The sequence below is a fragment of the Ruegeria sp. ANG-R genome (assembly GCF_000813985.1).
In the GTDB taxonomy this organism is placed as follows: domain Bacteria; phylum Pseudomonadota; class Alphaproteobacteria; order Rhodobacterales; family Rhodobacteraceae; genus Ruegeria.
In genome coordinates this window covers 293,071-314,562 of the sequence record NZ_JWLJ01000003.1, presented here as the reverse complement: position 1 = coordinate 314,562, position 21,492 = coordinate 293,071, and the positions used below count along the sequence as shown (strand labels likewise).

The 21,492-nt window shown below is 59.1% G+C and carries 24 protein-coding genes; 8 read left to right on the top strand and 16 right to left on the bottom strand.

Features of this window, described 5'->3' with window-relative positions; genetic code table 11:
* Positions 1-23: 23 nt before the first annotated feature.
* Both ptsP and RA27_RS11855 read right to left on the bottom strand, forming a co-directional pair.
* Positions 24-2,267 (bottom strand): phosphoenolpyruvate--protein phosphotransferase, encoded by a 2,244-nt coding sequence (gene ptsP / locus RA27_RS11860; RefSeq protein ID WP_039538952.1) that lies wholly within the window; start codon positions 2,265-2,267, stop codon positions 24-26.
* A gap of 46 nt (positions 2,268-2,313) precedes the next feature.
* Positions 2,314-3,552 (bottom strand): aspartate kinase, encoded by a 1,239-nt coding sequence (locus tag RA27_RS11855; protein WP_039538950.1) that lies wholly within the window; start codon positions 3,550-3,552, stop codon positions 2,314-2,316.
* 154 nt (positions 3,553-3,706) lie between these two features.
* Between RA27_RS11855 and RA27_RS11850 the strand changes: the two genes are divergently transcribed.
* On the top strand, positions 3,707-4,063 hold the full coding sequence (locus tag RA27_RS11850) for a hypothetical protein (RefSeq protein WP_039538948.1): 357 nt from the start codon (positions 3,707-3,709) through the stop codon (positions 4,061-4,063).
* On the opposite strand, the gene RA27_RS11845 is transcribed toward RA27_RS11850, so the two are convergent.
* The 5 genes from RA27_RS11845 to RA27_RS11825 form a co-directional block, all read right to left on the bottom strand.
* On the bottom strand, positions 4,057-4,695 hold the full coding sequence (locus RA27_RS11845) for an SDR family NAD(P)-dependent oxidoreductase (protein ID WP_039538946.1): 639 nt from the start codon (positions 4,693-4,695) through the stop codon (positions 4,057-4,059). The two genes, RA27_RS11850 and RA27_RS11845, sit on opposite strands and share 7 nt — an antisense overlap.
* Positions 4,696-4,698: 3 nt before the next feature.
* Entirely contained in the window at positions 4,699-5,154 is a 456-nt protein-coding gene (locus RA27_RS11840; RefSeq protein ID WP_039538944.1) for a DUF1178 family protein, read from the bottom strand.
* 70 nt (positions 5,155-5,224) lie between these two features.
* The gene (locus RA27_RS11835) at positions 5,225-5,710 is read right to left on the bottom strand and encodes an NUDIX hydrolase (RefSeq protein ID WP_039538942.1); all 486 of its coding nucleotides are present in this window, start codon (positions 5,708-5,710) and stop codon (positions 5,225-5,227) included.
* Between the two features lie 98 nt (positions 5,711-5,808).
* Entirely contained in the window at positions 5,809-6,558 is a 750-nt protein-coding gene (locus RA27_RS11830) for an EcsC family protein (protein ID WP_039538940.1), read from the bottom strand.
* A gap of 53 nt (positions 6,559-6,611) precedes the next feature.
* Positions 6,612-7,106 carry an N-acetyltransferase gene (locus RA27_RS11825; RefSeq protein ID WP_039538937.1) on the bottom strand — a complete coding sequence of 165 codons (495 nt, stop codon included), beginning with the start codon at positions 7,104-7,106 and terminating at the stop codon, positions 6,612-6,614.
* Between the two features lie 71 nt (positions 7,107-7,177).
* Here RA27_RS11825 and RA27_RS11820 point away from each other — a divergent pair, with 71 nt between their 5' ends.
* Positions 7,178-7,783 (top strand): flavin reductase family protein, encoded by a 606-nt coding sequence (locus RA27_RS11820; protein WP_039538935.1) that lies wholly within the window; start codon positions 7,178-7,180, stop codon positions 7,781-7,783.
* Between the two features lie 136 nt (positions 7,784-7,919).
* Here RA27_RS11820 and RA27_RS11815 read toward each other — a convergent pair whose 3' ends face one another.
* Positions 7,920-9,554, bottom strand: a complete 1,635-nt coding sequence (locus tag RA27_RS11815; protein WP_039538933.1) for a SulP family inorganic anion transporter — start codon at positions 9,552-9,554, stop codon at positions 7,920-7,922.
* 205 nt (positions 9,555-9,759) lie between these two features.
* On the opposite strand from RA27_RS11815, the gene RA27_RS11810 reads away from it, so the two are divergent.
* Positions 9,760-10,632: an S-methyl-5'-thioadenosine phosphorylase gene (locus tag RA27_RS11810; RefSeq protein ID WP_039538932.1), complete on the top strand. Its 873-nt coding sequence runs from the start codon at positions 9,760-9,762 to the stop codon at positions 10,630-10,632.
* Positions 10,633-10,634: 2 nt separating this feature from the next.
* On the opposite strand, the gene RA27_RS11805 is transcribed toward RA27_RS11810, so the two are convergent.
* A complete protein-coding gene (locus tag RA27_RS11805; protein ID WP_039538930.1) occupies positions 10,635-11,492 on the bottom strand; it encodes an alpha/beta hydrolase in 858 nt (285 codons plus the stop codon).
* 224 nt (positions 11,493-11,716) lie between these two features.
* Here RA27_RS11805 and RA27_RS11800 point away from each other — a divergent pair, with 224 nt between their 5' ends.
* Positions 11,717-12,733: a DUF418 domain-containing protein gene (locus RA27_RS11800; protein ID WP_052265268.1), complete on the top strand. Its 1,017-nt coding sequence runs from the start codon at positions 11,717-11,719 to the stop codon at positions 12,731-12,733.
* A gap of 52 nt (positions 12,734-12,785) precedes the next feature.
* The gene (locus tag RA27_RS11795) at positions 12,786-13,415 is read left to right on the top strand and encodes a LysE family translocator (protein ID WP_039538927.1); all 630 of its coding nucleotides are present in this window, start codon (positions 12,786-12,788) and stop codon (positions 13,413-13,415) included.
* 2 nt (positions 13,416-13,417) lie between these two features.
* Here the strand turns inward: RA27_RS11795 and RA27_RS24395 are convergent, their stop codons facing one another.
* A complete protein-coding gene (locus RA27_RS24395; protein ID WP_193746507.1) occupies positions 13,418-13,591 on the bottom strand; it encodes a hypothetical protein in 174 nt (57 codons plus the stop codon).
* 106 nt (positions 13,592-13,697) lie between these two features.
* On the opposite strand from RA27_RS24395, the gene RA27_RS24900 reads away from it, so the two are divergent.
* The 3 genes from RA27_RS24900 to RA27_RS11785 all read left to right on the top strand — a co-directional run bounded on the left by RA27_RS24900 (position 13,698) and on the right by RA27_RS11785 (position 15,107).
* The gene (locus RA27_RS24900) at positions 13,698-13,832 is read left to right on the top strand and encodes a hypothetical protein (protein ID WP_255353522.1); all 135 of its coding nucleotides are present in this window, start codon (positions 13,698-13,700) and stop codon (positions 13,830-13,832) included.
* Positions 13,833-13,913: 81 nt separating this feature from the next.
* Positions 13,914-14,453, top strand: a complete 540-nt coding sequence (locus RA27_RS11790) for an adenine phosphoribosyltransferase (RefSeq protein WP_039538925.1) — start codon at positions 13,914-13,916, stop codon at positions 14,451-14,453.
* Positions 14,454-14,624: 171 nt separating this feature from the next.
* A complete protein-coding gene (locus RA27_RS11785; protein ID WP_039539078.1) occupies positions 14,625-15,107 on the top strand; it encodes a fasciclin domain-containing protein in 483 nt (160 codons plus the stop codon).
* A 36-nt stretch (positions 15,108-15,143) separates the two neighbouring features.
* Here RA27_RS11785 and RA27_RS11780 read toward each other — a convergent pair whose 3' ends face one another.
* Genes RA27_RS11780 through RA27_RS11755 form a run of 6 tightly spaced genes read right to left on the bottom strand, consistent with a single transcriptional unit; the run spans position 15,144 to position 21,426 of the window.
* Positions 15,144-16,559: an FAD-binding oxidoreductase gene (locus RA27_RS11780; protein WP_039538923.1), complete on the bottom strand. Its 1,416-nt coding sequence runs from the start codon at positions 16,557-16,559 to the stop codon at positions 15,144-15,146.
* A 39-nt stretch (positions 16,560-16,598) separates the two neighbouring features.
* Positions 16,599-17,417 carry an MBL fold metallo-hydrolase gene (locus RA27_RS11775; protein ID WP_039538922.1) on the bottom strand — a complete coding sequence of 273 codons (819 nt, stop codon included), beginning with the start codon at positions 17,415-17,417 and terminating at the stop codon, positions 16,599-16,601.
* A gap of 43 nt (positions 17,418-17,460) precedes the next feature.
* A complete protein-coding gene (locus RA27_RS11770) occupies positions 17,461-18,105 on the bottom strand; it encodes a GNAT family protein (RefSeq protein WP_052265267.1) in 645 nt (214 codons plus the stop codon).
* Positions 18,105-19,367, bottom strand: coding sequence for a pitrilysin family protein (locus RA27_RS11765; RefSeq protein WP_039538919.1), 1,263 nt, complete (start codon positions 19,365-19,367; stop codon positions 18,105-18,107). Before RA27_RS11765 ends, RA27_RS11770 begins: the two co-directional genes overlap by 1 nt.
* A complete protein-coding gene (gene thrC / locus RA27_RS11760; protein WP_039538917.1) occupies positions 19,364-20,752 on the bottom strand; it encodes a threonine synthase in 1,389 nt (462 codons plus the stop codon). The genes RA27_RS11765 and thrC overlap by 4 nt, the downstream gene beginning before the upstream one ends.
* On the bottom strand, positions 20,749-21,426 hold the full coding sequence (locus RA27_RS11755) for an SURF1 family protein (RefSeq protein WP_039539074.1): 678 nt from the start codon (positions 21,424-21,426) through the stop codon (positions 20,749-20,751). Before RA27_RS11755 ends, thrC begins: the two co-directional genes overlap by 4 nt.
* Between the last annotated feature and the right edge of the window lie 66 nt (positions 21,427-21,492).

The following is a 21,492-nucleotide window of genomic DNA, read 5'->3' as shown; positions in this document are numbered from 1 at the left end:
CAGCTGGCATCGCGGCGGACCGGTCAGGACTGCGTGCGCAGCCAGTCCATCACCGCAGGTCGCACGGATTGTTCACCACGATGGCGCGCATCCGCGATTATCTTACGCACATCCTGAAGGTTCGACCGCAACAACAGGCTTTTGACCGGCCCGATCGAGGCAGGGCGCATAGATAGGGTGCGGATGCCCATGGCAGCAAGACACAGCGCCTCGACCGGGCGGCCGGCATCTTCGCCACAGAAGCTGAGCGGCGTGTCCGATATCGCGCATCGTTCCACGATACGTTCAATGAAAGTGAGAAAGCTGACATTCAGCGTATCATAGCGGCGGCGCACCAACTCATTCTCGCGGTCGGCGGCGAAGAAGAACTGTTTCAGGTCGTTGCCGCCGATTGAGATAAAGCCTACCTCGTCAAAGAATTTTTGCGGCGCAAACGCAAGCGAAGGCGTTTCCAGCATCGCGCCAACTTCGAGCGTTTCAGGCAGGACGTGGCCCAGACGCCGCTCACGTTCGATGGTTTTCTTGACCTCCCATCGTGCCTCGCGGAACTCGTCCGCCTGCGCAACAAAGGGGAACATGATCGTTAGGGGGCGGCCATCGGCGGCCCGGATCAACGCCTGCAACTGCATCCGCATCACGCCGCGCTTGTCCAGACCCACGCGGATCGCCCGCCAGCCCAGCGCCGGGTTCGGCTCAGCCACGTGTTTCATGTAGGGCAGAACCTTGTCCGACCCGATATCCAGTGTTCGGAACACCACCCGCTTCTCGCCCGCCGCATCCAGAACCCGCTTGTATTGTGTAACGAGTTCGGACCGTTTCGGCATCTGATTGCGGATCAGGAATTGCAGTTCGGTGCGGAACAGGCCCACCCCCTCGGCGCCTGAGTTGTTCAGCGAAGGCAGGTCTGCCATCAGGCCCGCGTTCATCACCATGTTGATGCGTGCGCCATCCTGCGTGACCGTGGGCGTTTCACGGATCGAGGCGTAGCGTTCCTGTGCTTTCGCCTCCATCGCGACCTTGTCGCGAAACGCGCTGACAACGGTATCCTCGGGGCGCAGATGCACGACCCCGTTATCGCCATCGACCAGAATGTGGTCGCCGTTCAGAGCCTCGGTTGTGATCCGGCCCACATGCACCACCAGCGGAATCGCCAAAGCGCGAGCGACGATGGTGGCGTGGCTGCCCACCGAGCCTTCTTCCAGCACGATACCCTTGAGCGAACGGCCATATTCCAGCAGATCGCCAGGGCCGATATTGCGGGCGACCAGAATCGGATCAGGTGGCAGGTCAGCTCCGTTGCCATTGCCCTGCCCAGTCAGAATACGTAGCAACCGGTTGCTGAGGTCGTCCAGGTCAGCCAGCCGTTCGCGCAGATACGGATCAGTGACCTGCCCCATACGCGCCCGGGCCTGAGACTGTTCCTTCTCGACCGCCGCCTCAGCACTAAGGCCCAGCGCGATGTCTTCCTCCATCCGGCGCATCCAACCCTTTGAGTTGGCAAACATCCGGTAGGCCTCCAGAACCTGAAGCTGTTCCTTGTCGCCGCCCTGAGAAATCTCAAGCATCTTGTCCACACCAACGCGCAGTTCCTCGACTGCTTCGTTCAGCCGCTCACGCTCGCGATGCGGATCTTCGGCAATTGGATTGGTGACTACGACGCGGGGCTCATGCAACCAGACATGGCCCTCGGCAGAACCTTCCTGCGCGGGGCCACCTCGCAGCAACAGCGACTGCTGGTGCAGGGGCGACAAAGCCGCACCTTCGCCCACGAACGCACCGAGTTCAGCCATTTCGGCCAGAACCATCGCAACAACTTCCAGCGCGTAGACTTCATCTGCAGAAAATTCGCGCGCTTCCCGAGACTGTACGACCAGAACGCCCAGTTTCTGGCCCAGACGCTGCACCGGCACACCCAAAAAGGACGAATATCGTTCTTCGCCGGTTTCCGGCATGTACCGAAAGCCCTTGGCCGAAGGCGCATCGGCGGTATTGACCACCTTGCCGTACTTGGCAACACGACCGACCAGACCCTCGCCCATGCGCATCCGGGTCTTGTGCACCGCTTCGGGCGACAGACCTTCGGTTGCGCAAAGCTCGAGCGTATCTTCATCGCGAAACAGGTAGATCGAGCACACCTCGCGGTGAATGCTGTCCGCAATCAGATGCGTGATCCGGTCAAGACGCTCCTGACCGGCGGCCTCGCTTGCCATCTCTTCGCGCAGCCGTCCCAGCAGCTTGCGGGATTCTGTTTCCGTGCCTTCCGCCATGGCCCACCCACGTTACGGTTTCAGACGGACCACTTGGCTGAAATGCTCAGGCCGCCTTGTCCAGTTCAAAGGCATCATGCAGTGCCTGAACCGCAAGTTCCATGTATTTCCTGTCGATCAGAACGGAAATTTTTATCTCGGAGGTTGTAATAACCTTGATGTTGATCCCCTCATCCGAGAGAATCTTGAACATCTTGGCCGCAACACCGGATTGCGAGCGCATTCCGATCCCCACAACCGAAACCTTGCAAACGTCTTCGTCAGCAACCAGCTCAGCGTAGTTCAACTCACCTTGTTCCTTGATCGCCAGCAGTGCCTTTTCGGCGCGGGAGACCTGATTGGTCGGGCAGGAGAACGTCATGTCCGTGCGCCCTTCGTCCGAGATATTCTGGACGATCATATCGACGTTGACGCCCTCATCGCTGAGCGCGGTAAAGATGATCGAGGCGATACCGGGACGGTCCGCCACGGAAACGACGGTCATCTTGGCTTCGTCGCGGGAATAGGCCACACCGGCCACAACATTGGATTCCATGATATCCTCCTCGTCGCAGACCAGCGTACCGGCCTCGTCGGATTGTTCTTCAAAACTTGAGAGAACGCGCAGTTTCACCTTGTAGCGCATCGCCAGCTCGACCGAGCGGGTCTGCAGCACTTTGGCCCCCAACGAGGCGAGTTCGAGCATCTCTTCGAACGAAATCCGATCCAGCTTGCGCGCTTTCTCGCAGATACGCGGATCGGTGGTATAGACGCCGTCCACATCCGTGTAGATATCGCAGCGCTCGGCCTCGAATGCCGCGGCAAAGGCCACGGCAGTGGTGTCGGAACCACCACGACCCAGAGTGGTGATCCGTCCTTCGGGGCTGATGCCTTGAAAGCCTGCCACGACGGCAACACGCATACCCTCGTCAAATTTCTGGGTGATGTTCTCAGGCGGAATTTCTTCGATCCGGGCAGCCGAATGCGCGCCATTGGTGATCAACGGCACCTGCCAGCCCTGCCAGCTGCGCGCCGGGATGTCCATTTCCTGCAGAGTCAGCGCCATCAAACCAGCGGTGACGTTTTCACCAGAGGATACAACCGCATCATATTCGCGCGCATCGTAGAGCGGCGAGATTTCATCGACCCAACCCACCAACTCATTTGTCTTGCCCGACATAGCAGATACGATGACGATAACGTCATAGCCCTTGGCAACCTCGACACCGACCCGCTTTGCAGCACGGCGGATTCGGTCCAGATTGGCGACCGACGTGCCGCCGAATTTCATCACGAGTACGGGCATGGGGCCAAAGTCTCCGCGCCTTGAATTTCTGATCCCGTGCCTCTTATGCGAGGGGGGGCGCAAGGGCAAGTAGGCAAAGACATCACCAGGACGCTTTACTTTGAACGCCCGTGGTGTAAGCGTGCACGCAACACCTTATTCCAAGAGGATTTCCATGTATCGCTTTGCCATTGCCCTAACCTTGATCTCAACGGCCGCGAATGCTCAGGTGGCGACCCTGTCGGGCACGGACGGTCAGAATTCTCTGGGTACAGTTCCGTGTGCCGCCCTTTCAGGTGACCCGATGGCCAGTTGCCCGGCCGAGCTTCGCAAACGTGAAGACGGCACGGCAACGCTGGCAGTACAGATGAACACGGGCGAAGTGCGGCGGATCTATTTCACCAAAGGCGTGCCCGATTCCAGCAGTTCGACCTCGAAACTGACCTATGAGACCCGCGGCGATATCATGGTGATCTTCATCGAGCCCGGCGAGGTTTATGAAATCCCCAAGGCGGCCCTGAACACTCAGTAAGGGTGCGCCCGACCGTCCCAGGTTTCGAAACATCCGGTTGTGTCCAGCGAGAGAACCTCAAATCGCTGGATCAGGCCGTTTGTGGCCTGTTCCGCGCTGATCTCGGCAGCGGACCCGCCCATGTCAGTCTTAACCCAACCCGGGTGATAGATGCCGACCGCAATACCATCGGCGCGCAGATCAGTGGCCAGATTGCGGCCCAGATTCAGAACCGCCGCCTTTGAGGCCCGGTAGATATAACTACCGCCGGGCGCACGCGTGTGCGACGCCATCTGAGACGAGACGATCGCAACCCTGCCCCGCGCTGCGCGCAGGTTTGGCAACAGGGACTGAACGGTCAGGAACACGCCGGTCACATTTGTGGCAAAGCTCTGCGCCCATATCTCGGCCGGATAGCCGCTGATGTCGTGGCCTTTATCTAGATAAACACCCGCATTACAGATCAGCAGATCAATCGGGCGACCTTGCAGGTGTTCAGCCATCGCTGCGTGCTGCACAGGGTCCGTGACATCCAGCGTGATTTGCGCGCTGCCGTCTCGCGTCGTTCCCGTAACCTCATGACCTGCGGCACGGTAGTGATCTGAAATCGTTTTTCCGATTCCACGATTAACGCCTGTTATGACGACATGCATCAATCAGTTGGTCTTGCGGCTGGGAACGAATGGCAACGGCGCGACCGGCACGCCATCCTCGATCAGCGACTTCGCCTCTTCGGGTTTGGCTTCGCCATAAATGGCGCGTTCCGGCGCATCGCCCAGATGAATTTTACGCGCCTCGCTGGCGAAATCCTTGCCGACATAGTCCGAGTTCTCCTCGACCTTGCGGCGCAGTTCCCCCAAAATCTCCTGAACATCGGGGGAAGGTGTCGCAACGTTGATCTGGTCCGGGGCTGGATCAACCGGTGCTGGCTCGGCAACCGCTTTGCGCGCGGGACGGACCCGCGGCGTCATGATCGCCTTTTCCACCTTGTCGCAGCCGCAGCGCGCACAGGTCACCATCCCGGCAGCTGACAGTTTGTCAAAAGCGGCTGCGGACTGAAACCAGCTGTCAAAGCTGTGGCCCTTGCTGCACTTCAATGCGTATTGAATCATATCACGTCCAGAATCCGGTTGGCGAATAGATACTGACCAACATGGCAATATCAAGTCTTGATCTTGGCCCCTATTGCCGGCGGAGCCCGAATCCGCCCAAAAGCGCGGCAAGATCAGGCGACGCCACCTTTGACGATGCCTTTTTGGGCGAAACCCATTTGCGCCTGCGGTCGCCCGCCTCGGGAAAATGCGCTTCCAATCGCTGCACATGCAGCGGAAACACATCAACCAGACACAATGCCGACGCCTTGCCCGGGCGGTTTTTGACATAGGCAAAACGCCCCAGAGCTTCAGACCCGCAGGTCCCGAGCACCCCGGCCTCTTCCCAAGCCTCGCGGGCGGCTGTTTCAGACGGGGTCATCCCGTTGATCAACCAACCTTTGGGAATGATCCAACGTCGCGACCGACGCGTGGTGATCAACAGAATCTCGGGTCGGCCATTCTTGGTGCGATAGCAAAGCGCAGCGGATTGCGCATAGACGGGAAGCGCCCCGGAAAGGGAGAGGTTCTCTGCCGAAAGCCCGGCATTCAGCACATTGCTGCGCCCGTCAAACACGGTTCTTACCCACTGCTCGCTCCGCTTATGTTGCGGTTTATAGTGCAGGATTTACCACATTTTGCAGGACTTTCCAAGCCCTACCCCAAAAACCTCAACTAAGCCCCCATACGCCCTGACAGGCGCTGCACCAACTCGTCATGGGGAATATCGGCATTGATCGCCAGACGGCGCAGCCCGAAATGCACACGCGCGATCTGCTGATAGTATCGGGTATAGATATAGTTCGCACTGCCCCCGGCAAGCGCCCCAAGCAGCGGTACGGACTGCGCGGCCAGCTTCTGACCCAACACGACCGACAAACGCGGAGCGACAGCGGCGATCAGCCGCTGCATGGTTGGCCCCGTCAGGGTCAGTCGCATCGAGAAGAAGCCGAGATCCGCGCCATCATCATCGGCCAACGGGCCTGCGGCCGAGAGCACCCGGATCGAGTCGAATTTTACGTTTTCAGCCGTCGGATCAAACCCCTCGCGGGCCGCCGCGCCCTGTATCGCGCGCAGCATCATCGCCGTGGTTGCAGGTAACTCAACGAGCGCGGTCGAAACTCCGCCCAGCCCTCCAGCCGCCCCCATCGCGGTGGTCAGTGCTGTATTGACCCATGGTTTTTGATCCGGCACCGCACGACGCGTCCCTTCGGCAGCATACATGGCGACCCAAAGCGCCTGTTCGGTTGCTTCGTTCAGACCATGGCGCATTGGCTCGGGCAGTTGATCCAACAGAGATTCTGCTGATCCACCCAGCCTGTTGAGAAAAGTCACCCCAGCTCCGCCCGCAGACCTGTATAGCTGCGCCAGCCGATCAAGCTCGGCCTCGGGATCGAGTTTTTCGACAAGAACTACGTCCTGCATCTGTGCCCTCCTGTTCTGAAAACATCGGCACTTTGCGGTCGGTTTTCAATGGGTCAGCGCGTCCAGCGGGTGACAAGCCCCTGAATTCCGGACCAAACACCGGAGGTCAGCTCCAACCCCAGAACGCGATCGGGGTTTGTGGGCGGAGGCATCTCCACGCCCGCCAACGGGGTGAACCCGAACCGGGCATAATACGGCGCATCACCGACCAACATAACACGGTCCCAGCCTTTGGCACGTCCGGCATCGACACCTTGGTGAATCAGATACCCACCCAACCCTTCGCCCTGATGCGTCGGGTGGACTGCAACCGGACCCAGCAGCAAAGCATCATGTGCGCCAACATGCACGGGCCAGAACCGGATCGCACCGGCCAGAATACCCTGCCCGTCACGCGCCACCAGAGACAAACCGGCAACCGGCGGCACGTCGTCACGCAGACGATACGATGAAAGCGCCTCTCGCCCCGGTGCAAAACACAGGTCATAGAGAGCCTCGACCTCCCACCAGTCCTCGGACGTTTCTGGCCTGATATTGAATTGCTGCACGCCAGCCTCATTTCCTTGCTGGAATTCGCCCTAGCACTTCGATACGCCTTGGGCAAACGCTTGGAGACCAGATGTTCTATCGCCCTGAAGACGGCCACGGTTTGCCCCACAACCCATTCAACGCCATCATCACGCCGCGCCCTATCGGCTGGATTGCGACGCGCGACGCCGGGGGAATCAACAATCTGGCTCCCTACTCGTTCTTTAATGGTGTCGCCTACACGCCGCCGCAGGTTATGTTTGCCACCACGGGGTCGAAACACGATCAGGTCGGCGGCAAAGACAGCATCGCCAATATTGAGGCGACGGGCGTATTCTGCGTCAATATCGTGGGCTACGCTCATCGCGACGCGATGAACGCAAGTTCGGAAGGTCTGCCCAAACACATCGATGAGTTCGATCATGCAGGGCTGACACCGGTGGAATGCGAGACAATCGCCTGCGCGCGGGTCGAAGGCGCGCCCGCCGCGCTTGAATGCAAGCTAACACGGATCGTAACCCTACCCGGCGACGCCAACCGAGTGGTATTCGGCGAGGTCACCGGTATACATCTGCATGACGATCATGTCCGGGATGGGAAGTTCGATGTGACGTCTTTCAGACCGTTGGCGCGGTTGGGCTATCGGGATTACTCGGTCGTAGAAGAACTGTTCTCGCTTAACCGTCCCGATGACTGAAGCGATGAGAACGGGGGCCAGCCCCCGCCGCCCTTCGGGCGACTCCCCCGGGATATTTAAAGCCAGATGAAGCAGGGGGCTATTCTTCATCTGGCCCAAAATATCCCGGAGCGCGAGGCAGAGCCTCGCAAAAGATTCAGTGACCGCCCAGAATGCCGGTCCGGACCGAATAATCCACCGCCAGCGCGTAATCGGGGTCGTCATCGCTATCGACCATCAGGTGGCCCGCTTTGTTCAGCAGCTTGTGGCAATCGCGACTCAGATGTCTCAGCATGACGCGTTTGTCCGCTGCCTCGTATTTACAGGCGATATTCTCGATGGCCTGAAGCGCGGACTGATCGACAACACGGCTGGCTGCGAAATCGATAATCACGGTCTCGGGGTCATTCGGAACATCAAACAGTTCGACAAAGCCTTCGGAAGACCCGAAGAACAACGGGCCCTGGATTTCATAAACTTTGGCGCCCTCTTCCGTTTCCGAGTCGCGGGTGACGGCGTGGATGCGTTTCGCGTTGTTCCAGGCGTAGGCCAGAGCCGAGACAATGACGCCGACAACAACCGCAACCGCAAGGTCTTCCATCACGGTGACGACTGTTACCAGCACGATGACGAACGCATCGGTCATGGGCACCTTGCGCATAATCTTCAGCGAGTTCCAGGCGAAGGTTCCGATCACCACCATGAACATCACGCCCACCAAAGCCGCCAGCGGGATTTGCTCGATCAAGGGTGAGCCGACGAGGATGAACAGCAGCAGGAACAATGCAGCGGCGATGCCCGCGATGCGGGTACGCCCTCCGGATTTCACATTGATCATCGACTGGCCGATCATGGCGCAGCCTCCCATGCCGCCGAAGAACCCGGTGACGACGTTGGCTGTGCCTTGCGCGATACATTCCTGCGAGGCGCCACCGCGTTTGCCGGTGATCTCACCAACCAGATTCAGGGTCAGCAGGGATTCGATCAGGCCGATGGCGGCAAGGATCAGGGCGTAGGGCAGGATAATCTCGAAGGTCTCCCAGTTCAGCGGCACCATCGGGATATGGAAGCTGGGCAAGCCACCTTCGATCGAAGCCAGATCACCAACGCGGGGCACGTCCAGCCCCATGCCGATGACCAGCGCAGCGACAACGACGATCCCGGCCAGGGGGGCGGGGACGATGCGTGTGATGCGCGGCATGACCCAGATCACGGCCATGGTCAGCGCCACCAGACCCAGCATCGTATAAAGCTGCATACCGGAAAGCCATTCCCCACCGCTCATGCCGTGTCCGGTGTTTTCCATGGTGCCAGGGACCTTGAACTGGCCCATCTGAGCCAGAAAAATCACGATCGCCAGACCGTTCACAAAACCGAGCATCACCGGATGCGGTACTAGGCGTATGAACCGCCCCCAGTGCATCGCACCTGCGATGATCTGCATGATCCCCATCAGCACCACCGTTGCGAACAGGTATTCGACCCCGTGCTGTGCCACCAATGCCACCATGACCACGGCCAGAGCGCCCGTTGCGCCCGAAATCATGCCCGGACGGCCACCGATCAGCGCCGTGATCAGGCCCACCAGAAACGCCGCGTACAGCCCGACCAGAGGATGCACCCCGGCCACAAAGGCAAAAGCCACGGCCTCGGGCACCAGCGCCAGCGCGACTGTCAGGCCCGACAGCAGTTCGATCCGGATGCGGGATATGGTGAAGCCTTCGTCGGGCATCCAGCGCAGATCGGGTATGGCTAGGCGATTGGCAAAGCTTGCCAGCAAGGCTCGGGGCATGGATCGGTCCTGACGGTCGGTTATGTTCGCGCGAAAGGGGCCTTCTAGCGGTCAAACGCGTGTTGAGATACCGCGCCCGGCGGGACCCTGATATGCACTTAACGCATAACTCATGCCAAAATCACACAAACCGTTGAAGCCACTTGTCAAAAGCGACCGCGGGCCGCAGAACTCAGTCAGCAGGAATTTTCAGCGGAGAACAATCGTGACCCAAACCAAAATCGCCGTTGTCGGAGGATCAGGCATTTATGACATCGACGGTCTGGAAAATGCCGAGTGGGTCACGGTGGAAACGCCCTGGGGCACCCCTTCGGATCAAATTCTGACCGGGTCGCTGGACGGTGTCGAGATGGCCTTTCTGCCGCGTCACGGACGCGGTCATGTGCACTCACCGACCGAAGTGCCTTATCGCGCCAATATCGACGCGTTGAAACGGCTGGGTGCGACGGATGTGATCTCGGTCTCGGCTTGTGGGTCGTTCCGTGAACATATGGCGCCGGGCGATTTCGTGGTGGTGGATCAGTTCATCGACCGAACCTTTGCGCGGGACAAAAGCTTCTTCGGCACCGGATGCGTCGCCCATGTCAGTGTTGCGCATCCGACCTGCCCGCGCCTGTCGGATGCCTGTGAAACCGCCGGCAAGACCGCTGGCATCACTATTCACCGGGGTGGAACTTATCTGGCGATGGAAGGGCCGCAGTTCTCGTCATTGGCGGAATCGAAAATGTACCGGGAACACTGGGGCTGCGACGTGATTGGCATGACCAACATGCCCGAGGCGAAATTGGCCCGAGAGGCCGAGCTTTGCTATGCCTCGATCGCCATGGTCACCGACTATGACAGCTGGCACCCGGATCACGGCGAAGTCGACGTGACGGCCATCATCGCCACGCTGACAGGTAATGCGGAAAAAGGTCGGGCGCTGGTCAAGGGCCTGCCTGCCTTATTGGGAACCGATCGCCTGCCATGCCCGCATGGCTGCGACCGGGCGCTGGAATATGCCATCCTGACCGCCCCGGAAAAGCGCGACCCGGCCTTGTTGGCCAAGCTGGATGCGGTGGCCGGACGGGTGCTCTGAGGTCAATCCCGCGACAGGTATTGGTGCACGTCATCCCACAGGCCATGCGACCAAAGATCGTTATGGGTACCATCTGGCACTACATACAGCTGCGCCGTGTCGGACAGGGCAGCCAGATTCTGTCCGTGGTGGAGAGGGATGGTTTCGTCCTCGGTTCCATGGAAGATCAATGTGGGCACCGTGATGCGTTCGATCAGGTCGCGCGTGGCGAACTGGTCTTTCATCAGAGCAGAGACCGGAAGAAAGGGATACCGTTCCGCTGCCACATCCACAGTCGCGGTGAACGGAGCCTCAAGCACCAACAGTTCTGCAGCGGGCCGTTGTTCGGCCACGGCGGCGGCAATGCCTGTTCCAAGGCTCTGACCGTGCAGAACCACGGCGTCCCCATCTCTGGCCAGCCTGTCGAAAAGTTGAATGCCATCAGAAATCAGCGCCAGTTCCGACGGCTCGCCCTCGCTGCCGGGAAAACCGCGATAGCTGGGGGCAAGCAGCCCGTAACCTGAATTGAGTATCTCACGCAGCCGATCAGCGCGGTCACCCAGATTGCCGCTTTGTCCGTGAAAGAATAGAACCGTCGGCGCATCCTGGGTTGCGGCGGGCGCCGCCCAGGCCGTCAGGACGGTTCCGTCGGACATTGGTAGCGACAGCACATCGACATCCGCCAATCCCACGCTGGCCGGATCGGGCAACTCGCCTTCAGGTTTGTAAAGTAGGGATTGCTGGTTAAGGAACATATAACCAACGATGCCTGCATAAATGATTGCCCCGACCATCAGAAGGCCGACCAAAACGCTTGTTACGCGCTCGATACCGGTGTGGACGGTGTCCGCATCAGCGTTTGCGTGTTGGGTCTGAACCATTGGTCGCTCCTTCGGGTCGTGATGCGAGTGTGGGGGCTCTTGGTTGCGTTTCAAGATACGTGAGCCAACCTTCATCCAATCTTAAACCTGTTGCTGCAATGCCAGATCGTGGCGTTTTTGCGCTTTACAACCATTGAAACGCACCGATGCCCCGCCATGTTGGCCCTGATTATTGGCGAAAGAGCAACTACTTAGCGATCCCGCCGACCAGAATGAGAGGCCAGATGAAACGACTAGATGCGCTGGACGCGGCCCGGTTTCTGGCCTTTTGCGGTATGGTTCTGGTTAACTTCCGCATCGCGGCCGAGGTTGCACCGGGCCGTGACTGGGCTTCGATATTGATCGACGCGCTAGAGGGGCGCGCAGCAGCTTTGTTTGTTGTGCTTGCGGGTGTCGGTATCGGATTGTCGCGTATCCCAGCCGGATTACTGCTGCGCCGCGCTGCATTTCTGTTTGTGATCGGCCTGATCAACATGACGATATTCGACGCCGACATCCTGCATTTCTACGCGCTCTATTTCGTGGTGGGGGCAGCGTTTCTGTCGGCCTCACAGCGAGGGTTATGGCTGGGAGCGTTGGGGATCGTCATACTGTCGGTGATCGCCAATCTGATCTTGGATTACGACCAGGGCTGGGACTGGGACGCGCTAATCTACACCGACCTCTGGACCCTGCCCGGTTTCCTGCGCAACGCGCTGTTCAATGGTTGGCACCCGGTATTGCCCTGGGCCGCTTTCCTGTTGATCGGGATGGCAATCGGTCGGTCTGAACTTCATACGCTTTGCATCCAGCACAGGTTGATCATGTGGGGGTTTGGTGCGGCGGTGTTGGCATTGTTTCCGCAAATGATGGTCTCGGACCCTGATCTGGTGGCCTATCTGGGGACGGAATCCATTCCGCCCGGCCCGTTCTATATACTTGCCGGAACCGGAACGGCCTGTGTGGTAATCGGGTTGTCGCTGAAACTCTGGCCATTGATTGAACGCATACGCATCGCCCCGTTTCTGACCGCACCGGGGCGGCAAAGCCTGACGCTTTACATGGCACATATCCTCATCGGCATGGGACTGCTGGAGGAAGCCGGGCTTTTGGACGGATCGCTATCCGCTCCGCAAATCGTTTGGTACGCACTGCTGTTCTGCGCGCTGTCTTCGTTGTTTGCGCGTCTGTGGTTCCGAAAGTTCAAGCGCGGTCCGTTGGAAGCGCTCATGCGGCGTGTGACCGAACGCGCAAAGGGTTGACCTTGGCGCCGCGCGCGGGCTTGGTGTGGGAAACGCACTGATAGGATGAACCATGTCATTTGAAATCTGGCTGGCCTTTGTGGCCGCTTCCACCGCTCTGCTGCTGATCCCCGGCCCGACCGTTTTGTTGGTGCTCAGCTACGCGTTGTCGAAAGGACGCAGCGTCGCTGTGGCATCGGCCACGGGGGTCGCACTGGGTGATCTGGTGGCGATGACCGCCTCGCTGTTGGGCTTGGGTGCGCTGGTGCTGGCTTCGGCCACGCTGTTTTCAGTGCTGAAATGGGTTGGTGCAGCCTATCTGGTCTGGCTGGGCGTCAAACTGCTGCGCAGTGCGCCCTCTGGTGGATTGCAAACGATCAAGACCGAGCGTGACGTGACCGCCCGTAGCGTCTTTGGCCATGCCGCCGCCGTAACGGCTCTGAACCCGAAATCCATCGCGTTCTTCATCGCCTTCGTGCCGCAGTTCCTGCGACCCGCCGACCCGCTGGGTCCGCAATTCGCGATCCTGATTGCCACGTTTGTGAGCCTCGCAGGTCTGAACGCGCTGGCCTATGCGCTGCTGGCGGACAGGTTGCGTCGGATGATTGGGCGCCCGAGCGTCATCACATCCATAACCCGCTTCGGAGGTCTCACTCTGATCGGAATGGGTGTCGCCACGGCAGTTCTGCGCCGCCCGGCCTAAGGTCACTCTTCTGCGTTTTCTTTCATGAATCCTCGGATAAACCGGCGGATTTCACGCGCTGCGGACGTATCGAGTTCTTTACACAACTCCACAAAAGCGTCTCGTTCATCTTTATCGAGACGCAACACCAACTGACTGTTTTTCTTGGTGGATTTCTTTCCATCTTTCTTAGTCACGCGCCCTAACCCTATTCAAACCTTGATTCACTTAGCGATGCATTGTATATACACTGCATAGAATTTGTAGATATCGGGTACATAACAATAAACCAAGGTGATAGCAATGAACCTTCATGCCGCACACGCATTTCTTCTGCGGGATCAGCGCAACTGGCGCAAACCACATCTGTCGTGGTTGCCAAACGCTCTGTATCGCTATTATGGACTGCCCAACGCGATGCGCAGACGCCACAAGTAGCCGCAGTCGCCAAAGATTTCTTGCATGACCGACCCTGATGGGCCAAACACCCCCGCGTGTTTGTTGCCAAAGGGGTGGCCTATGTCCAGAAACAAATCGGTCAAGGATTACATTCGGACCATCGTCGATTTCCCGCATGAGGGGATCATGTTCCGCGATGTGACCACCCTGTTTGCAGATCCGCGTGGGTTTCGCATGGCGATCGACCAGATGCTGCATCCTTACGCGGGTGAACGCATCGACAAAGTTGTAGGTCTTGAGGCGCGCGGTTTCATCCTGGGTGGCGCCATTGCCCACCAATTGAGCGTCGGTTTTGTACCGATCCGCAAGAAGGGCAAGCTGCCGGGCACCACGATTAGCCAAGATTACAAACTGGAGTACGGCGAAGCCATCGTTGAAATCCACGATGATGCTATCCAGCCGGGCGAGAAAATTCTGGTCGTAGATGACCTGCTGGCCACCGGTGGAACCGCTGCCGCGGGGATCAAGCTGATCGAGCGGCTGGGTGGTGAAATCATATCCTGCTCTTTCATCATCGATCTGCCCGAACTGGGCGGGCGCAAGGCGCTGGAGAACATGGGCATGGATGTGCACGTGTTGTGCGAGTTCGAGGGGCTCTGACCCCTCCGGCGATCACAAAACCGTGACTGGAATTCCCAAGATCGCGTAGCTTAGCGCGTATCATCAATCGGTCAATAGCGCGCGTCACGCACGGCAGATGATCTTTCTGCGATGATCCGCCGTATCCCTTTTGATGCCGCTTCAGGCATTCTCAACAAGGGAAGTCATGTCATGTTTCGCAAATTCGCTGTTGCTGGAGTTGCAAGTTTTCTGTTGACCACCTCGGCCCTGGCCGATGGTCATGCCAAGGACATTGTGGACACTGCGGTGAGCGCGGGGAGCTTTGAAACTCTCGTTGCTGCCGTTCAGGCTGCAGAACTGGTCGATACGCTGAAAGGCGAAGGCCCGTTCACCGTTTTCGCCCCTACGGACGAGGCTTTTGCGGCTCTGCCTGAGGGCACGGTTGAAAGTCTGTTGAAACCCGAGAACAAGGATCAGCTGGTCGCGATCCTGACGTATCATGTAGTACCGGGGAAAGTGATGTCAGGCGATCTGTCCGACGACATGACCGCAGCTACCGTACAGGGTGGCGATATCACAATCGATCTCGACAACGGCGTGATGGTGAATGATGCTAATGTCGTTCAAGCCGATATCGAAGCCGAGAACGGCGTGATCCACGTGATCGACAAGGTCATTCTGCCTGCGTCGTAAATTCAGGGCGCGATCCGGTATCCGGCCGGGTCGCGCCTAGCGCGCCAGAACCACTCCCGGATTCATGATTCCATGCGGATCGAGCGCCGCCTTGATGTCTCGCATGACTTGCAACCTGACCGGGTCGCTATAGCGTTCCAGATCTTCCGTCTTCAGCCGACCGATACCATGCTCGGCACTGACCGAACCGCCAAATTCGTTCACCAGATCATGCACCGCGCGTTTGACCGCGCCTCTTTGTTCAACGAAGTCGGCCTTATCCTTCCCCCCCGGAGGAAACACGTTGTAGTGCAGATTTCCATCCCCCAGATGACCGAAACAATTCACCCGAAATGGACCTTGCCCTGCGACCACATCCGCAGCGCGCCGGATGAATTCAGGGATGCGGGAGATCGGAACCGAGATATCATGGCTTGAGACCGACCCAATCAGCCGGTTGGCCTCCGGGATACGTTCCCGTACGGCCCAGAGTTCGGATCGCTGGGCCTCGCTTTGGGCAATGACAGCATCGCTGACGAGACCACGTTCTTCAGCTGCCACGAAAATCGCCTCAAGCATATCCGAGGGGTTTTGACCCGCAGACAATCCCAATTCGACCAAAACGTTCCATTCCGCAGGCGAAGCGAAGGGTTGCCGGACTTCGGGCAGAGTTTCGGACAGGAAATCAAGGCCCTGCCGGTGTATCAACTCAAAAGAGCTGATGCCCTCACCCACCTGATCCCGCGAAAGCGATAGCAGATCAATGGCGGCTTCTGGTGATGCAACCTGAAACATCGCTGTCCCTACGCTGTTCGGCCTCGGGAACAGCTTCAACGCCGCCGCTGTAATGATGCCAAGCGTCCCTTCGGACCCGATCAGCAGATTGCGCAGGTCGTAACCTGTGTTGTCTTTGCGCAGGCGGCTCAGCCCATGCCAGATTTCGCCGCTGGGCAGTACCACCTCAAGCCCAAGACACAAATCTCGCGCATTGCCGTAGCGCAGCACATTCACTCCGCCCGCATTGGTGGCCAGATTGCCGCCGATCCGGCAAGAGCCTTGCGCTGCCAGTGCCAGCGGGAACAGCCGGTCAGCATCGTCAGCTGCAGCCTGTACATCCGCCAGAATAGCTCCGGCTTCGGCGATAAGAATGTTCTCAGTCGGGTAAACTGCGCGGATCGCCGTCATACGCTCCAAGGATATGATCAGCGGGGTCGGACCATCCGGAACGACTTGCCCCCCCACCAGACCGGTGCCGCCACCATAGGGTACGACAGGCACACCGGCTTCGGCGGCCATTCGCACCAAGGCTGAGACTTCGTCTACAGTTCGGGGTAAGGCAAGCAATCCGGGCTGTCCAACGAACCGTCCCCGTGGTTCTTCAAGGTAGCGTTCGGCAATCGGTCGCAGAACATCGCTGCCCAGTTGGGCATGAATCGTTTCGGCAAAGCGGTCATCGGCTGGGTTCCATCTCATATTCTCTTCCCTGCCAAAGGCCACGGGCAGCGGCAAGCCCTATTCCTGCTCAATCAGATATTGAGGCTCCAGCACCACCACAGTCGGTCGGTCAGGCAATGTCCGCAATGAGACGACAAGCTCCGATATTCCATCCCGCTCTACCGGGAACTCATCACGAATATCCACCAGAAACCGCTCAAGCGAAAAACCCGAGAACCAGTGCATCGGGATGATGATCGAGCTTTTGAGACGCTTCAAAACCTCAATCATCTCCGGCAATGGCATGGTCGTTCCGCCATCAACCGCTGCCATGACAACATCCAGCCGACCCAACGCGGCGAATTGTTCGTCTGACGGGATATGATGCAGATGACCCAGATGGCCGATGCACAATCCTTCGACTTCGAACACAAAGATCGAGTTGCCGCGCTCTTCAACCCCGCCATAGGCCGAACGGATATCGGTCGACACGTTGCGCACCAGCATCTCTCCCAGATCGAGGTGGTGCTCGATGCCCTGCCCAAATTCCCCCCAGCCTTGCAACACATGAGGGATCGCCGGGTCGGGATGAGCGGTCCAATGGGTGCTATGCGCGTGGTTCATGGTCACCACGTCGGGGATCAACGCGGCGCTGCCGACAAAGCCGGTGAAATCTGTCACCGCATTCAATCCGCCCCGTGTTTGAATCAGAAAGGACGCATGGGCGATATAGCTGATCCGGGCCGAGAATTCAGGTACGGGGTCCTGCCAGGCTGCTTTGTGCAGATACTCAATCCCAGGTGCGGCATCCGCAATGGCAATGCAATGGCTGGGCCGCCGCTCCTGCGCCACAGCCGCGTTCGTAACAACCATCAATGCCGCAACCAACCAGCGCATGGCCTGAGTGTAGCGCAGAACGCTCTCAAGTCATGCCCCTTGTTCATCTGGCCTGAAATATCCCGGGGGGAGTCGCGGCTTGCCGCGGCGGGGGCAGAGCCCCCTCCCCCGCGTCGGTCTTCCCCCGCCGATCAGAACGCAAAGAGGCATAGAGCACATGCGTCCGCCAACGCCCGTTGATCTGCAGATACGACTGCGCGACGCCTTCGTATTTGAACCCCGAGCTTTCCAACAACCCGCGCGAAGGTTCGTTCTCCGGCAGACAAGCAGCCTCAATCCGGCTCAGATCCAGACGGGTAAAGGCGTGGTGAACCACCGCTCCAATCGCTTCGCGCATGAATCCCTGACGAGCAAAAGCTTGCCCGGTCCAGTATCCCAGCGTTCCGGCCTGCGCCGGGCCACGGCGGATATTGTCCAGCGTGATGGCCCCCAGCAGAACTTTATCCGTACGGCGAAACAGGAACAGCGGGATCGCGGTCCCCCCGGCAACCGAGCGCTGCGCCCAGTAGACGCGGTTGGTGAAAGACTTGCGACTCAGGTGATCCTTGGCCCAGACCGGCTCCCACGGGGTGAGGTATTCCCGGGACGCCCGCCGCAGCGCCGCCCAATCATTGAAATCGGAATGGACAGGCGGGCGCAGGCTCAACCGCTCAGTTTCGAGTTTCAGCTTGCGTCTGCCCAACAGCATCAAGCCGCACGCCTCTCCTGCAGTTCCGCCAGCGTCGGCGCACCCGAGACCGGCCCGTACAGCGCCAAAGCCGCCGGGCCCTGCACGGCCATCTGTTCCGCAAAGGCGCGCACATCCTCGGTGCTGACCGCGTCGATCTTGGCGACCGTATCCTCAAGCGAAGGCACCCGGCCCCAGATCTGCACCAGACGGGCCAGACGTTCCGCGCGGTTCGACGGGCTCTCCAGCCCCATCAGCATCCCGGCTTTCATCTGGGCACGGGCGCGGGCTACTTCTTCGGCACTCATGTCTTCGGCGGCGCGCTTCATTTCATCAATCGTGATGGTCGCCAGCTCTGCGACCTGATCGGCAGAGGTTCCCGCATAGATCGTAGTCGTCCCGGTATCCGCATAGGCCCCGGTCTGCGCAAATATCGTGTAGCAGAGACCACGCGTTTCGCGCACTTCCTGAAACAGGCGTGAAGACATGCCGCCGCCCAAAGCCGTCGAATAGATCTGCGCCGTATAGATCGCATCATCCCGATAGCCGGGGCTTTCCAGCGCCAGTGCGAAATGCGCCTGTTCCAGCTCTTTTTCCTGCCGCGCCTCACCGCCAGTAAACCGCGCCACTTCGGGGATCAGACCTTTGCGCGGCTGCAGGTGGCCAAACATCTCTTCGGCCATTTTCATAAGCGCATCGTGGTCCACCGCACCAGCTGCAGACAGAATCATCTGCTCTGGCCCATAATGCTCGGCCACAAAGCCCGACAGATCCTCGCGCGAGAATGCACTTACCCGTTCGGACGGACCTAGAATGGTCCGACCAAGCGGCTGATCGTGATAACTCTGCTCCTGTAGCCAGTCGAAGATCACATCGTCTGGCGTGTCATAGGCTTGACCGATCTCCTGAAGGATCACGCCACGCTCGACCTCGATCTCGCGCGGATCGAAGACCGGGTTCAGAACGATGTCCCCGATGACATCCATCGCCAGCGCCACGTCGTCTTTCAGGACGCGCGCGTAATAGGCCGTCACCTCGCGCGAGGTATATGCGTTGATGTATCCACCCACGTCCTCGATCGCCTCAGCGATTTGCAGCGCGGATCGCCGCTCGGTTCCCTTGAACGCCATATGTTCAAGGAAATGCGCGATCCCGTTCTGTTCGATCCGCTCATGCCGCCCACCGGCGGTTACCCAGATACCGATGGCCGCAGATTGCAGCCCCGGCATGTGTTCACTGACGATACGAAATCCGTTCTTCAGCTGGTCTTGTCTGACTGTCACTCAGCGATATGCCTTCTGATATGATCCTCGAGGGTACCCAGATCGTTGGCAATCCGGGTCACCCGTTCCGGACGTTCATACAGATCAGACATGCGGGATGGAAGAGGCGGATGTTCACCGCTCGCTTTCTCGACCGCAGCCGGGAATTTCGCCGGGTGTGCGGTGGCCAGCGTGATCATCGGCACATCAGCGGAGCGATGTTCTTGCGCAACCTTGATACCAACGGCGGTGTGCGGGCAGACCAGTTCTGCGCTGTGGGCCAGCGTGTTCTTGATCGTCTCCAGCGTCTCATCCTCAGAAACACGACCCGAGTCGAAGCTCTCGCGCAGTGCCTCCATCGCGCCTTGGCTGACGTTGAAGCCGCCATTCCTGAGCTCGTCCATCAACTGCGCCACGGCACTGCCATCCTCGCCATAGGCATAGTAGAGCGCACGCTCAAAATTCGAGCTAACCTGAATATCCATCGACGGGCTGATCGACGGGATCGTGTCACCTTTGAAATACCCTTCGCCCGACAGGCACCGATGCAGAATGTCGTTCTGGTTGGTTGCCACGACCAGACGGTCAATCGGCAAGCCCATGCGCTTGGCGAGGAAGCCCGCGAAGATGTCACCGAAATTGCCGGTCGGCACGGTGAAGCTGACCTTGCGATGTGGCGCCCCAAGGCTGACAGCAGCCGAGAAGTAATAGACAATTTGCGCCAACACGCGGGCAAAATTGATCGAGTTCACACCCGCCAGCTTCACGCCATCGCGGAAGTCGAAATCATTGAACATGTCTTTCAGCGCAGCCTGACAATCATCAAAGTCGCCATCCACGGCCAACGCGTGCACATTGCCGTCCGCAGGGGTCGTCATCTGACGGCGCTGCACCTCGGACACGCGGCCATGCGGGAACAGGATGAATACATCCACTGCATCCAATCCACGGAACGCTTCAATGGCCGCTGAACCGGTATCACCGCTGGTCGCGCCCACGATTGTCACCCGGTCTCCGCGCCGTTTCAGCGCCACCTGAAACAGCTGCCCAATCAGCTGCATGGCAAAGTCCTTGAAGGCCAGTGTCGGCCCGTGAAACAGCTCCAGCAGGAAGTGGTTCTCGTTCAGTTGCTTCAACGGCGCGCGGGCGTCATGGCCGAAACCTTCGTACGCGCGGGCGATGATCGCCCTGAACTCATCCTCGGCGAATGATCCGCTGACATAGGGCCACATCACGCGGAACGCGATTTCTTCATAAGGCAAGCCAGCCAACGCCGCAATTTCGTCCTGCGACATCACCGGGATCTCAGCCGGCAGGTACAGGCCGCCGTCGCGGGCCAGCCCAGTCAGCATTGCCTCTTCAAAACTCAGCTCCGGCGCTTGGCCACGGGTCGAGATGTATCTCATTGCGCTTCTCTCTCAGAAGGGGCGCGGTTGCGCCACAGGAAATACCCGGTCATCGCGGCCCAGACCAGAGCCAGACCAAACCAGGTGATTGCGTATTGCAGGTGATCGTTCGGGATATTCGCCGTATCGACAGGCAGAGGCGTTACACCCGGGTCGGTTTCGGTACGTGCGATCAGCAGCACCGGCTCTGTCCCCAATGCTGCAGCCAGATTGGGCAGGTCACGAGCAAACCAGATATTGTCGTCGATGTCCGGCTCGGGCGTGTAGCCGTCGACCTCATCAGGCCAGTGAAGGTTGCCTGAGACCTCCATCGGGCCGGACACGCGTTCGGCCTGCTTGTCGGTTACCGGTACAAAACCCCGGTCCACAAGAACCGTCCGGTCTTCGACGCTGAAGGGCTGAATGATCCGGTACCCCGCCCCAACCTGTTTGACCGAGACCAGTACGTGGATTTCCTCTGGCTCCATCTCTCCGGACAATGTGACGGGAAGATACTTGTCATCTGCTTCCGAGACGGTCTGCGGCAAATCAATCGGATCAGCCGCAATGCGTGCGTCGATCTCGGCCAGAATGCCTTCTTTCCAGGCCATCCGCTGCATCTGCCACACGCCAAGCGATACCAGAACGCCCAGGCCCGCAAGGCCAAATATCATCAGGAACAGAATGCGGCGCATGGCGGGGCCAAACCTTGTTGCAGAAATCGGCGTCTTGTTACGGCGCGCATCGGCCCAATTGCAACC